This is a genomic window from Micromonospora sp. NPDC049903 (assembly GCF_044460945.1).
Taxonomy (GTDB): Bacteria; Actinomycetota; Actinomycetes; order Mycobacteriales; family Micromonosporaceae; genus Micromonospora.
Map to the genome: position 1 here is coordinate 51,135 of NZ_JBITKL010000014.1, position 13,830 is coordinate 64,964.

11 protein-coding genes are annotated in these 13,830 nt (G+C 70.1%); 3 read left to right on the plus strand and 8 right to left on the minus strand.

Annotated features, from left to right (window positions below):
* Positions 1-23: 23 nt before the first annotated feature.
* Together ACIBO1_RS20885 and ACIBO1_RS20890 are read left to right on the plus strand one after the other, a co-directional pair.
* On the plus strand, positions 24-731 hold the full coding sequence (locus ACIBO1_RS20885) for a response regulator (RefSeq protein ID WP_396748934.1): 708 nt from the start codon (positions 24-26) through the stop codon (positions 729-731).
* On the plus strand, positions 728-2,542 hold the full coding sequence (locus tag ACIBO1_RS20890) for a sensor histidine kinase (protein ID WP_396748936.1): 1,815 nt from the start codon (positions 728-730) through the stop codon (positions 2,540-2,542). Before ACIBO1_RS20885 ends, ACIBO1_RS20890 begins: the two co-directional genes overlap by 4 nt.
* Positions 2,543-2,607: 65 nt before the next feature.
* Here the strand turns inward: ACIBO1_RS20890 and ACIBO1_RS20895 are convergent, their stop codons facing one another.
* Positions 2,608-4,227 (minus strand): Ig-like domain repeat protein, encoded by a 1,620-nt coding sequence (locus ACIBO1_RS20895; RefSeq protein WP_396748939.1) that lies wholly within the window; start codon positions 4,225-4,227, stop codon positions 2,608-2,610.
* A 430-nt stretch (positions 4,228-4,657) separates the two neighbouring features.
* Positions 4,658-5,713, minus strand: coding sequence for a LamG-like jellyroll fold domain-containing protein (locus ACIBO1_RS20900; protein WP_396748941.1), 1,056 nt, complete (start codon positions 5,711-5,713; stop codon positions 4,658-4,660).
* A gap of 231 nt (positions 5,714-5,944) precedes the next feature.
* On the opposite strand from ACIBO1_RS20900, the gene ACIBO1_RS20905 reads away from it, so the two are divergent.
* Positions 5,945-7,219 carry a CehA/McbA family metallohydrolase gene (locus ACIBO1_RS20905; RefSeq protein WP_396748943.1) on the plus strand — a complete coding sequence of 425 codons (1,275 nt, stop codon included), beginning with the start codon at positions 5,945-5,947 and terminating at the stop codon, positions 7,217-7,219.
* A gap of 63 nt (positions 7,220-7,282) precedes the next feature.
* Here ACIBO1_RS20905 and ACIBO1_RS20910 read toward each other — a convergent pair whose 3' ends face one another.
* The 6 genes from ACIBO1_RS20910 to ACIBO1_RS20935 form a co-directional block, all read right to left on the minus strand.
* Positions 7,283-7,588: a DUF1905 domain-containing protein gene (locus tag ACIBO1_RS20910; protein ID WP_396748945.1), complete on the minus strand. Its 306-nt coding sequence runs from the start codon at positions 7,586-7,588 to the stop codon at positions 7,283-7,285.
* A 141-nt stretch (positions 7,589-7,729) separates the two neighbouring features.
* Positions 7,730-9,397 carry a cellulose binding domain-containing protein gene (locus ACIBO1_RS20915; RefSeq protein ID WP_396748947.1) on the minus strand — a complete coding sequence of 556 codons (1,668 nt, stop codon included), beginning with the start codon at positions 9,395-9,397 and terminating at the stop codon, positions 7,730-7,732.
* A 336-nt stretch (positions 9,398-9,733) separates the two neighbouring features.
* Positions 9,734-10,717: a nitroreductase gene (locus ACIBO1_RS20920; protein WP_396748949.1), complete on the minus strand. Its 984-nt coding sequence runs from the start codon at positions 10,715-10,717 to the stop codon at positions 9,734-9,736.
* Positions 10,718-11,806, minus strand: coding sequence for a hypothetical protein (locus ACIBO1_RS20925; protein WP_396748951.1), 1,089 nt, complete (start codon positions 11,804-11,806; stop codon positions 10,718-10,720).
* A complete protein-coding gene (locus ACIBO1_RS20930; RefSeq protein WP_350699051.1) occupies positions 11,803-12,243 on the minus strand; it encodes a DUF4188 domain-containing protein in 441 nt (146 codons plus the stop codon). The genes ACIBO1_RS20925 and ACIBO1_RS20930 overlap by 4 nt, the downstream gene beginning before the upstream one ends.
* 2 nt (positions 12,244-12,245) lie before the next feature.
* Positions 12,246-13,823, minus strand: coding sequence for a phenylacetate--CoA ligase family protein (locus ACIBO1_RS20935; RefSeq protein ID WP_396748954.1), 1,578 nt, complete (start codon positions 13,821-13,823; stop codon positions 12,246-12,248).
* Between the last annotated feature and the right edge of the window lie 7 nt (positions 13,824-13,830).

Here is a 13,830-nt window from a genome sequence, read left to right on the forward strand (position 1 = left end):
GATCCAGACCTATCATCGCCGCCATGTGTGCACAGGTTCTGGTCGCCGACGACGATCCTCGACAGGCCGAGGTGGTACGCCGATACCTGACCGCCGAGGGCCATGACGCCGTGGTGGTGCACGACGGCCGGGCGGCGTTGGACACCGCCCGTCGGCTCCGCCCCGACCTGCTGGTGCTGGACGTGATGATGCCGGAGCTGGACGGTCTCCAGGTGTGCAAGACCCTGCGCGGGGAGTCCGACGTGCTGGTGCTGATGCTGACCGCCCGGTCCGCCGAGGACGACATGCTGACCGGACTGGATCTCGGCGCGGACGACTACCTGACCAAGCCGTACAGCCCACGGGAGCTGATGGCCCGGGTCCGTACCCTGCTGCGGCGGGCCAGACCGGGTGCGGCGCCGCCCGCCGGGGCCGGGCTGCTGCGGGTCGGACCGATCGAGGTCGACCCGACCGCGCACCAGGTGTCCGTGGACGGTGTTCCGGTCGCCTGTACCCGGGGCGAGTTCGCCATTCTGGCGGCGATGGTGAAGCAGCCGAACCGGGTCTTCACCCGAGGTCAACTGCTGCACCACACCCGTGGTCTCGACCGCAGTTCGACCGAGCGGACCATCGACGTCCACGTGATGAACCTGCGCCGCAAGATAGAACGTGATCCGCAGCGTCCGGCCTGGTTGGTCACCGTCTTCGGGGTCGGCTACAAGCTGGCCGGCGGTCCGGCGACATCCCGGTGAGCGCCCGGCGGGTGCCGATCCGGCACAGCCTGGTGACCCGGCTGCTGGTCACCTCGGTGCTGATCGCGATCGCCGCGATCACGTCCACCGCATGGCTCGCCACCCGGACCGCGACCCGGGCGATCAGCCAGGAGCAGGGTCGCTCACTCGCCGAGAACACCGAGGTCTACAACGAGCTGATCGGGTACGCGGCCACCCACCCGGACTGGTCCGCGGTGTCGCCGCTCATCGAGCAGCGGGCCGCCGGGCTGGACCGGCGGATCACCCTGATGACCGACGACCGGACGATCGTCGCCGACACGCTCGACGGTCCCTCGCTGGACTCCGCCCGCCCGGCTGCCGTGGTCGATCCGCTGAACCTGGATCTCGGCCTCACCGGCGGCACCGACCGCATCGACCCTCGGGCGGTCGGCCCGTTCCGGGTGCCGGACGACGTCCGCGACGCGCTGCTCGCGAGGGCCAAGGAACAGTTGGCGTGCCTGCGGGGGAGTCGCCTGGACGGGGAGATCGAGCCGCTGCCCGACGGGCGTTTCACCGTCGTGCTGACCACGCCGGATCCGCGCGGGTCGGCAGGTCGATGCGAGGCGAAGCCCATGACGGCCAGCGCCGCCGAGGAGAAGGCGCTGCGGTCCCTGGGGCAGTTGGCCGGGAAGTGCCTCGACCTGGGCGAGGACGAGGGGCTGGAGATCCTGCCCGACTTCAACGCGTACCTGATCAACTACGTCGACGAGCGCAGTGCCCGTCCCGCCCCCCGGGAGACCTTCCGGGTCGACGTGGACGCGGACGAGGCGGCCCGGATCAGCGAGTGTGTGGAGAAGTCGCGGCGGAGCATGCTCCAGCCGCACGTGGCCCCGGCCGTGCTGCTGTTCATCACCGCCCCGGACAGCGGCGCCGACCAGACCACGTTCACGCTGTCCGGCGAGAACACCGTCCGCATCGTCACGGTGACCGGCGCGGTGCTGGTCGCCACCATCATCGTCACGGTGCTGGTCGGCCGTCGGCTGGTCCGTCCGTTGCGGACACTCACCGACGCCGTCGACCGGCAGCGACCGGCCCCGGTCTCCGCACCGGACGAGATCGGACGGCTGGCCCGGGCGCTCAACGACTCGATCCATCGCCGGGACCGCGCCGAGGCGCAGCGACGCGCCATGGTCAGCGACGTCGCACACGAACTGCGTACGCCGCTGACCAACATCCGCAGTTGGCTGGAGGCGGCCCAGGATGACCTCGCGCCGACCGACGCCCAACTGCTCGGCCTGCTGCACGAGGAGGCGGTGCTGCTCCAGCACATCATCGACGACCTCGCCGACCTGGCCGCCGCGGACGCGGGCACGCTGCGGATCCATCCCGAGCCGACCTACGTAGCGGACGTGGTGACGCAGGTGGTGGACAGTCATCGGGGTACGGCACAGGCGGCCGGAATCGCGCTGACCATGCAGATCGAGGACGATCCCGTGCTGCCGGCCGACGCGGTCCGGCTGCGGCAGATCGTCGGCAACCTGGTCTCGAACGCGATCCGGTACACCCCGCCCGGCGGGTCGGTCACCGTCGCCGCGCAGGGCACCGCGATCACCGTACGGGACACCGGGGTGGGCATCGCGGCCGAGCACCTGCCGAAGATCTTCGACCGGTTCTGGCGGGCGGACGGGTCGCGTACCCGGGCGACCGGCGGCAGCGGCCTCGGCCTGGCGATCACCCAGCACCTGGTCACGGCACATGGCGGCACCATCGACGTGCAGAGCACCCTGGGCGAGGGCAGCCTGTTCACCGTCCGGCTGCCGGACACCCCGACGGGGCCGCGTCAGGGATGACGCGACCCCGCCGGTGCGGGTGAGCCGAGGACGGGGGAGGTCACCGGCCCACCGTGTTCAGTGCCTCAGCGCACCCGCAGCTTCTGGTGCACCTCTGCGGTGGGCGCATAGGTCCGGTCACCGGAGTAGGCGACGTGGACCTCGTACGACCCGGCGGACAGCCCGGTGGTCGGCAGCTTCACGACGGCCTTGCCCTTGTTCAGGGTCACCACGTGCGTGGTGCCGGCGAAGGTCACGGTGATCTCGCCGGTCGGCGTCGGGGACTTCTTGTGCTGGGTCTGCGCCCGCACCTCGACGTCGAGCGTGAACGTGCGCCCGGCGGGGACCGACGCGGGCGCGGCCTTCGCCTTGACCTTGGCACGGGCGTCACCGACCGTGTCGACGCCCGTCCAGAGGTAGTCGCGGGCGAAGATCGTGAAGAGCTGGCTCGCGGTCATGCCGTCGTGCGCGCCCGGGACCTGGGTGGTGTGGGCGGTGTACCCACGGGCGCGGAAGTTGTCGGCGATGGCGTTCTGGTTGTTGAGGTTGCCCTCGAAGACACCGTTGCCGAGGAACACGAGGAGGTCGTCGTCGCCGACCGCGTTGGCGACGTTGTCGTAGTCCTGGGCGCTCAGCGACGGGTTGCCGGAGAAGTGACCGTAGTACCCGAACGTGGTCGGGTAGCCCCGGATCACGTGGGCGCCGGTCATGCCGCCGTAGGAGAACCCGCCGTACGCACGGCCGGACCGGTCGGTGGCGACGTTGTACCGGTCCTCGATGAGCGGCAGGATCGTCTGGACCAGGTTGTTGGCGGCGTTGGTCTGGTTGTACGAGGCGAACCCGAGGCTGGTGCCCGTGAAGTGGTTGCCCATGGTGACGACCACGGTGGGCTCGATCTCGCCCTTCGCCGTCATGTTGTCCAGGATGTTCGGGACGTTCGCCGGCACCATGAAGTCGGTCTCGTCACCGAAGATGCCGTGCGCCAGGTACGCCACCTTGTACGGCTTCGCGCGCTTGGCGTCGTAGCCGGGCGGCAGGTAGACACCGAGGTAGTGGCCGCTGTCGCCGAGGATGGTGGTGTACGGGACGTACCGGACGGTGCCCCGGTCCTTGGGCTTGGCCGGCAGCTCGTACTCGGCACGGCTCTTGAGTACCGGGTCGTTCTGCTTCGCCGCGTACGGCACGTACACGGCGTCGAGGACGTCGTTGTTCCGGGTCCGGAACGAGGACTCGCCCGGCGGACGCGGGTTGGTCGAGGCGGGGTCCCAGATGCGCTTGTTCTCCCAGCCCTGGGTCGGGTCCCAGACCCGGTACCAGTAGCTGATGCCGCCCGCGTGCAGCGGCAGCGAGACCGACCAGTTGCCCTTCTTGTCCCTGGTCATGTCGCGGAGGAACTCGGTGCCACCGGCGTGGTACCGACCCGGCTGCCACTCCTCCGGCTGGTACCGCGTGTTGCCGGTGTTCACGTCGAGCAGGGTCAGGTCCCCGGCGAGACGGACCTGGGTGGCGTTCGGATTGCGGTAGACGAAGGTGACCGTGTATCCGGTCGGTGAGTGCTTGTCCGCCTTGACGGTCGCACCCTCCTTGCCCGCAGGCTTGGCCGAGGCGGCGGCCGGCGCGGAGACGACGAGGCCGACTCCGAGTGACATGGTCGCGAGCAACGAGACGGTACGCCTGAGCCTGCGCTTTCCGGTCTCTGTCTTCAACTGAGCACACTCCTCTACAACCGCTTCTCGCGGTGCTGTTCGGATTTCGTGGTCGTGTTCGGACCCTGGCTCTCGGCTCCGGCTACTGCCGCAGGAGCCGCTGAAGGTGGGTGAGGTCTGCGCGACGAGGCGCAGGGTGGTCGGACGTGGAGAGCCTCCTCGTGGGCCACGTGGGCTACTGCCCGGTGGGGGGTTATGACCCGTTTCGGTACTCTGTGGACCTGGTCTGTGCTAAATCGAATTAGCATCGGTAGTGTGGCGGGGGTCGCCTTTCGATGTCAAGGGTGTTCCAGGGCTGTTACGGCTCGGGTCGCTCCTGGTCAGGACCGTGCAGAGATCGACACGCCGTCACCGCGACGGAGCCTCGGCTCGCCCGGGTGGGCGTCCGGCTCACGTCTCACGAGGAGCCCGGTGACGTGCACCGGCGCCGTCATTCGTAGATGCGGAAGTTGTCGAACTCGTAGGCGCCGATACTGGTTGCGATGACCCCCGTGGTGCCGTCCGGGAAGTCCACGGCGTCGACGGTCTTCACTTTCGTGCCGTTGATATAGAGATCGAGCTGATCGCCGTTGCCGACGACGGCGAGGCTGTTCCAGCCGTCGGCGGTGATCTTCTCGGAACGCTCGGTCAGCCGGTAGGAGAATCCGAGAGCGTCGCTGCGCGCCACGAACGAATAGGTGCCGTCTCCGGAGAGCAGGAAGGCGTAATACCGCTTCGGTTGTCCGGACCAGCGGTACATCAATCCGGCCGCGCTCGTGGATCGGCTCCGCTTCGCGATTCGTACGTCGACGGAGACCGGCCTGTCGGTCATGTCGACCGGCACCCGGTCACCGGCGTTGGTGGCGTTGAGCCAGATGTAGCGCACCTGGCTGGAGCCGGTCTGGTTGGAGAGCCGGAACAGGCCCTGGGCGGTGTCGACCTCGCTCCGCCACACGTCGTCGTTGCCGTCCTCGGTGTCGACCCAGAGCGCGTACCTCTGCCGGACCTCGTCCGGATCGCTCGCCGTCGAGGTGAACGGCTCGGTGAACAACGCCTTCTGAAACGGGTCCGACGGCTGCTCCTTGGGCACCAGCGCCGCGATGCCGGCGACGATCCCGACCAGCCCGGCGACGATGCCGATCAGCCCCGGGACCGACCTCAACGCGCGACGGAGTCGCTGCCGACGGGTGCGGGTCACCGGGGCGTCGGTCTCCGGCGGCGCGTCCGGGGAAGGCAGCGCGGTCGGGGAAGGCAGCGCGGTCGGGGAGGGCTGCGCGTCCGGGGAAGGCAGCGCGGTCGGGGAAGGCAGCGCGGTCGGGGAAGGCAGCGCGGTCGGGGAGGGCTGCGCGGTGAACTCCTCGCTGCCGGGTGGCGTGCGCTGCTCGACGATGTCGGGCGTGCCGTCCAGGTCGGCGGGATCGGTCTCGGCGCTTTCTCCCGTCGGAAGTGAAAGGTCCTCTCGGCGGGCCCCGTCGTCGTTGAGTGGGGAAGGATGCTCACTTCTCATCAGTGGCAGTCCTTTCCGGTCGGACGTGGAATTTCCACGATGTCGACGGGGAGTCGGGTCGCCGGGAACGGCGGTTCGATCGGATCGTAGCGAGGCGTGTGGGCCACTCCTGGAATTCGACGCGAATGCGACCCGAGAATGTGCCGTGCGGGCCTTTCGTAGCGCACTGTTCGTCTGACCGACGCCCCGAGGCGGTGGCGTGGTCACATCGCCATACGTTTATGTGTGGTCATGAGTGGACACCCTCACCCGCATCACTGTCACCACGACCACCGGTCCACCGACGAGGCACCGTACGGCCAGGTCGACGTCACCGCGTCCGTCGGTCGACGGGCGTTGCTGGGTGGTGCCGGCGGCATGCTGATGCTGGCCGCGTTGCCGACCCCGGCGCGCGCGGCCACCACCATGATGGCCGACGTCCCCGTTGCGGCAGCCGGGGCCGCCCGCACCTCGGCGATCACCCAGGGGACCACGTTGGTCCACGCCGACCTGCACAACCACACCGTCATGTCGGACGGGGACGGCAGCGCGCAGGCCGCGTTCGCCTCGATGCGCGAGGCGGGTCTCGACGTCGCCGCGCTGACCGACCACGCCACGCTCTTCGCCGTCGACGGGCTCAGCTCGTCGGAGTGGCGGACCACCGGGGAACTGGCCAACGCGGCCGACGACCCCGGTCGGTTCACCGCGATCCGTGGCTTCGAGTGGTCCCACCCGTTGCAGGGTCACATCAACGTCTGGAACACCTCGGACTTCGCCGACCTGCTGCGGGCCGGCAGCACCGGCAGCCTGTACCGCTGGCTCACCGGCCGACCCGGCGGTCTGGCCAGCTTCAACCACCCGGGCCGGGAACTGGGCCGCTTCGACGACTTCTCCTTCCACGCCTCGGCCCGCGACCAACTCGTCGGCCTGGAGATGTTCAACCGCACCGACGACTACCTCTTCGAGGGCTGGTCGTCGGGCCGGACGTCGCCGCTGGTGGCCTGCCTCAACGCCGGATGGCGTCCGGGCCTGACCGGGGTCACCGACGAGCACGGTACGACCTGGGGCTTCCACGAGGGCAAGGGCCGCAGCGGCCTGTGGGTCACCGAGAACACCCGCGCCGCCGTGTTCGAGGCGATGGCCGCCCGCCGCTGCTTCGCCACCCGGGTCTCCGGGCTGCGGGTCGACGCCACGGCCAACGGCGTACGCATGGGTGGCGTGGTGAACGTGACCTCCGGCGACGTGCGGTTCCTGGTGGACATCGACCGGGGCGCGGCCTGGGACGGCAAACCGCTGCGCGTCCAGGTGCTGCGTCCCGGCACCTCGACGCCGACCGTCGTCGACGTCGTCGAGACCGTCAACGGCCGACTCGCCGAGGTCACCGTGCCGCTGCGCGCCGCCGACGGTGACTGGGTGGTCCTGCGGATCTCCGACCCGGCCCTGCCCAACGGCACACCGGGTCCGGTCGGGCACCCCTGCAACGACTTCGGCGTGGCCTACACCAGCCCGTGGTGGTTGCGACCCTGATCCGCCCCGACTCCGGCGGTGCCGGCAGGTCGACCGGTGCCGACGGGTCGAGGGTGACCGCCGTCATCCGTGGTCGACCAGTTCGACGGTCACGGTGACGGTGTCACCCACGTCGAGTGCCTCGGCGGTGCGGACGGCCCGCTTGACCGGAAGGACGTAGCAACCGCGCGCGCTGTCGGGGAACACCGAGGTCGTCCACCGGCTACCGCCGATGGCCGCCCGGACTCGTACCGCACCGAAACCTCGACGCGTCCCGCCGGAGATCTCGCGGATCTCCTCGGACGCCCCGACCGGCAGGCTGACGAAGGTCCAACTCTCGTCACGGCGGGCGGCCCAGGTCCACAACTCACTGTCGAACGTCACGATCACGACGGTCAGCATCACATCCGGGACCGACAGTGCCGACGACCTGCCGGACCGGGGCCGCGTCGCGACCACCTTCGGAGAGGACGCCCTACGGCAACTGCGTGGCGCGATCATGCGCGCCACGCAGTTGCCGTCGGGAGGTGCTCAGTGGGTCAGGACGACGGTGGAGATGCTGCGCGCGCCCACGTTGACCGAGACCTGCCCGCCGTTGACGCTGGTCGGCTGGCTGGCCGCGTTGGCGCTCAGCGAGGTCAGGTAGTGCTCCGCCCGGGTGACGGACTGCGGCACCTGGATCACGGCGTTGTTGACCGCGCTGGTCGAGCGGTTGAGGATCACCAGCGTGGTCTTCCCGCCACCCTGGTACGCGGTCACCTCCAACGGCGAGGCCTTGGAACTCTTGGCCAGGGCGACGCGCTGGTAGCCGGGGCGGACGTACTTGGAGTACTGCGAGAAGGCGTATCCGCGCTTGAGCGGCGCGCCGGCCGTGGTGCCGAAGGCGGCCTCGCCGTCACCGATGAAGGAGTAGTAGCGCTTGCCGTACCACCAGACGTAGGCGGTCCAGTTCGCCTCCATCGACCGGTGGACCGTACGCATGATGTCGTCGAGCGTCTCGTTCCAGACCGTCTGGTTGCCGGGGTTGCCCCAGATGTTGGAGCCGTTGCCGTCGGCCGCGTGCAGGTTCCACTCGGTCATCCACACCGGCTTGTTGTGCTGGTCGGCCAGCGGGTACGACCGCAGTCGCCCGGACGCCTCGGTGCCGTACAGGTGCCCGCCGATGTAGCCGATGTTGTTGCGGGCGGTGGTGTCGTTGAGCGTCGGGTCGGTGTAGGTGTAGTTCAGGTTCACCGCCTCGGCGACCATCAGCTTGGTGTTCTGCACCCGCGTGCCGTGGTCGCGTACGAAGTTGCGCAGCTCGGTGCCGCTCCAGTCCATCGAGTCGTAGTCCGGGTGCCAGTCCGGCTCGTTCTGCACCGAGGTGACGTCGATCGTCACGCCCTGCCCGCGCATGTACTGGACGTAGCTGTTCAGGTGGTTGGCGTAGTCGTCGTAGTAGTCGGTCCGCAGCTTGCCGCCGTTGATCCGGCTGTTGTTCGTCTTCCACGCCGCCGGTGCCGTCCAGGGCGAGGCGAGGATCTTCACACCCGACCCGTACGACTTGGCCGTCTTCAACGAGTTCACATGCGTCGCCCACTCGCTCGACACCGGCGACAGACCGGTCCGCACGATGGACAACCCCAACTGGTTGGCACCCATCCCGACCAACGTCTGCGTCTCGGCAGTCGACCACGCGCTGCCCCAGATCGACTGCGCCGCCCCGAACCCGTCGACCGTCTGGTGGCGGGTGGCGTTGTTGACAGTGATGTCCGCCGCGCCGGTGGGCGGTGGCGTCGTCGGCGGCGGGGTGGTCGGTGGTGGGGTGGGGATGGTGCCGCCGGTGCAGCCCACGCCGTTGAGCGCGAAGATGGTGGGGGCGGGGTTGCTGCCGGTCCACGACCCGTTGAAGCCGAACGAGACCGTGCCGTTGGTGGGGACGGCGCCGTTGTAGCTGACGTTCCGGGCGGTGACGGCGGCGCCGCTCTGGCTCACCGTGGCGTTCCATGCCTGGTCGACGGTCTGCCCGGCGTTGTAGGACCAGGTCAGCGTCCACTCGGTGATCGGATCACCGTTGTTGGTGATGGTGACGTTGGCGCCGAAGCCGCCCTGCCACTGGGACGACACGGTGTAGTTCACCGTGCAACCGGCTGCCGCCGCACCGGCGGGCATCGCCACGGCGACGCCGGCCGACGCCAGGAGTACGGCACCTGCGGTCATCCGCGCCGCATTGTGTGTGAACGCTCTCATTCGTCTTTTCATCGCTGCTCCGGTCCTCCTCGGAATTGGATGCCTCGACCTGCCGTCGGTGACGACGCAGAGACGGGAGCGCTCCCACAGTGCGGCGAAGGCCGCCCAGCTGTGCCCAGGACGGGGGCGGTGATGAAAGCGCTTGCCAGATCGGCACGAATGTATGCCGTGTCAACGATGTGTGTCAATGTTGCGACGTGCCGCCTCCAAGGTGACCGTCCGCAACCCTGCTGTTACTCCGGCCGGCACCCGAGGTGTAAGGAGGGGTCCCCTACTAACGCCTGGTGTATTGAAAGGGTCCCTTCCTTACATCGGGGCGGCGCTGGGGTGCTCACTGCCGGTGACGCGGCGTGCGGAACGGGGTGCCGGTCGGGTGGGGCGGCCCACCCTGGTCACGTGCAGCAGCCGGTCCGGTGCCACGTCCAACAGCGTGCCGAGCGCCGTCCGGGTGGCCGCGACGTCGACGAGTTGGCTCAGCGGGTGCGCCGCCAACCCGGCCGCGTGCAGCGTCAACCAGCACCGCAGCAGCACCCGCCCGAACTCCACCTGCCCGGTCCGGCCCAGCCTCTCGGGCGCGACCAGGACCAGCACGTCACCGCCTCGGGCGAGCGGGTCGTCGGCGGCGGCGAGCAGCCTCGGCAACCCCAGCCGCCGTAGCGCCGGATACGCGGCCAGCGCCGCCCGCAGCCCGTTCGCGGCCGGGCGGGACAGCCCGAGGCAGCGGTCGGTGAGGCCGTCGGCGCGGTAGTCGGGATGCGCGGAGGTGAGCCGCAGCCAGCGGCGTAGCTCGGCGACGACCGCCGGGTCCGCGTACACCTGCCGGTCGGCCTCGCGCAGGAGCGCGCCGAGGCGGTCGGCGTGCGGCACGGTCCGGACGCTGCCGCCGGCCTGCCGGGCGACCGCGTCCACCGCCGCGAGCGCGTCGCTGTCCGGCCCGCCGACGAAACCGCCCCGGTGGGTACGTCGATCCCAGACCTCGGTGGTGCGGAAGGGCGTCGGGTAGCGGCTCGGTGCCGGCCGGAACCGGCCCACCCACGGGTCGTCGTGGTCGGCGACGTACTCCAGCGGCAGGTCGGCGTCGGCGGCGACGATCAGGCAGGTCTCCACGAACGCGCCCAGGGACAGGCGCAGGTCACGGCCGGTGGGATCGGCCGCCGGCAGGGTGTACGCCGGGTTCCACCCGACCCGGATCTGCCCGGGCTCGTACCGCAGCCGCCACGGCTGGGTGTTGTGCGCGCTCGGTGCCCGCCAGCAGAGCGGTTCGAGGGCGCGGAACGCGGCGACGTCCACCTACCGCTCCTTGGCGTAGAAGGTGTAGCCGTGCAACGGGCGGCCACCGAGCCGCCGGTACTGGGCCGCCGACGCCGGATTGTCCCGACCGACGTAGGTGCTGCGCAGCGCGGTGTAGCCGGCGGTGTGCAGGTTGTGGTGCAGGTGTGTGGAGAGCAACCGCTGGTAGCCGCGCCCCTGGTACTCCGGGACCACGCCCTTGACGATCAGCACCGCCTCCCGCCGGTAGCGGCGGCGGGTGCCGAACAGCCGGATCTGGTTGACCAGGTGCAGGTCGCCCCGGACCGCCACCATGAACTCGCTGATGTCCGGTACGCACAGCGTGAACGCCACCGGCTGACCGTCCCGGGTCAGATAGAGCAGCAACGACTCGTCCAGCAGGTACGCCAGCCCGTCGGTCTGCCGCCGGAGCTGCCAGGCGCAGATCGGGGTGTAGTACCCGAGCTGGGCGAAGGAGTCGTTCAACATGCCGCGGAGCAGGTCGAGTTGGTCGTCGAGACGCCGTACGTCACCCCGGTGCAGCTCGATCCGCGCCCCGTCCGGGTCGACGCGTACCGGTGGCGCCGCTTCGGCCGGGGTGGGCACCGGGCAGATCCAGGTGTCGGACTCGAACCGGCGCTGGAACCCGTACGCCTCGTACGCCGCCGCGTAGTGCGCCGGGTTCCAGGCGCTGTCGACGAAGCCGCGCTCGGCGAACCCGGAGGTGATCACGCCACCGGCCTGGTTGGGCAGCAGCGCCACCGGGCCGAAGAGCAGGTCCCGGTCGGCGTCGGCGTGCGCGGAGATCGCCTCGAACAGCGGTCGGGCGGCCGGGGCGGTGAACTCGGTCAGCCCGAAGAGTTGGCACCGGCGGCCGATCTTGGCGTCGAAGGCCGCGTCGGTGTGCAGGGTGGTCCGGCCGACCACCGTGCCGGTGGCGTCCCGCAGCACGTACATCGGGGTGCCGTCCTGCCACCACTGCCGGATCTGCTGGCGCCCAGTGGGCACATGACGCGGCTCGTCGGCATAGAGGCGGTCGGTGAGTCCGAGGAACTCCCGCAGGCCACGGCGGCAGGTGACCCGCTCGAAGCGGTACGCGTCGGAAGTCACCGGATCACCGCCGGGCCGGTCGTCTCCGCACCGAGCGGAGTGAACGTGTCGATGTGGCCCATCTCCGGCCCCTCGGCACGCCAGGTGCCGTTGGAGTACCCGTCCGGCGAGGCCGTGTAGAGCCGGATGAATCCGGCGGTCGCGTTCCGGGTGCCGTCGGTCAGCCAGGCCATCAGCTTCCGGTGGTGGCGGGTACGCGCGAAGCGCAGCATCGCGTCGCGGTCGGTGAAGAACGCGATGGTGCCGAGTGTGAGCGGGAACTGCCAGTAGACGGTGTGCCAGCAGTAGCCGGACATCCGGCGCATGTCACGGACCATCCGGAACCAGTCCGGGGCCAGCCGCAGCAGCACCAGCGGGTTGGCGTAGCGGGTCCCGCCGATGAACATGGCGCCGGCGCGGGCCTGCGCGGGCGCGCGGGAGAAGTCACGGGTACGCATGATCACCTCACCAGGTAGACGTTCTTGATCTTCTGTTCGCCGGTGAACGGGCCGCTGCCCGGCTCGTGCAGCTCCACCCGCAGGTCACCGGCGGTCGGGTCCTCCAGCAGCGACTGCGCGAAGTCCCGGGAGACCGAGGTGAGGTGCCGGCGTACGCCGCTGCGGCAGGCGGCGACGAGCGCGTCGCGCTGCGATTCGGGCAGGGGGCGGCGCAGTTCGATGTGGATCACCGGCCGGGTCTCCAGCGACGCGTCCTCGACCAACGTCAGGCAGAAGCGGTTGATCTCGGCGGCGTGCGGGTTGCCGGTGTAGAGGCCGTACTCGACGTCCTGGGGATAGAGGTTTGCTCCCAGGTAGGAGACGGTGGAGTCGCGCCGGCCGAACAGCAGCAGCACCGGCAGGGTCATCCGCTCGACGGAGACGGCGGTGCGGAACTCGGCCCGGCGGACCGGGTCGGCGTGTGCCAGCTCCACGATCCGCTGGTACGGCACCAGCACCGCCTCGTCGCCGATGTTGTAGCGCAGTCGGGGCTGGAGCACGTCACCGGTGACCGTGCACACCAGCTCCCGACGGTCGTTCGTCTCCAGGTAGGTGGAGAACGGGTTGTACTGGAACACCATCGGCAGCCGCTGCTCGTCGGCACCGAGCAGCTCGGCCCGCAGCCCACGGTCGGTCTGCAACCGCCGCCGCAGCCACACCGTGAACCGGGTCTCGGCACCGATGCCGATGGTCAGGTCCGAGGCCCCGTACGCGGAGCGGACCAGGGCGAACCGCTGCTCCAGGTAGTCGCGCAGCGCCTCGGTCATGCCCTCGCCCCCGCAACTGGCGAAGACGCGGTACTTCCCCCACTCGAAGCCGCCGGCGTCGAGCCGGTCCCGCAGGTGCTTGAGGAACGGCGGGTAGGCGGTCACCAGGTAGTCGTAGTCGGGACCGAACTCGTGCAGCGTGTCGACGATCTTCCCGAGGTCCGGGCCGGTGTTCTTCACGACCGCGATCCGGGACATCGCCGCGCCGGTCGTGGTCCCGGTGGCCCAGGCCCCCATCGAGTACGCGTTGATGACGAACGGTCGGCGCATCGGGAAGACCAGTCCGGTGTAGCCGGCGATGTCCCGGTGCACCGCGCGCAGCTCCTGGTCGCCCCGGGGCCAGTTGAAGGGCCGCCCGGACGAACCGGCCGACTCGTCGACCACCACTCCCCGGGACGGCATGCGTCCCTGCCAGCAGCGTGCGGCGGCGTCGTAGGCCGTCACGTACCCGTGCTTGTCGGTCTCCGGGAAGTCGGCCAGTCGGCGGCGGGCGCGGGCCGGGCGGGTGCGCAGGAAGGACCGGTACGCGGGTACCTGTCGAGCGGCCCGCTCGCAGACCGCCTGGGCGTTCGCCGCGGCCAGCCGGTCCAGGAGCGGGTGGTGCCGCCGGGCCAGCCACCGCCATCCGGCGGGGTGGCGACCGGCGAGCCGGGTCAGCGTGGCGACCGCGCGACCGCCGGTCGCCAGCGTCGTCTGTCGGCACCGCGCGGCCAGCGCCGGCAACGGCGACTCGGCGGTACCCAGGGCGATGTGTCGGTGCGGCAGTTCGGCCATGTCGCCA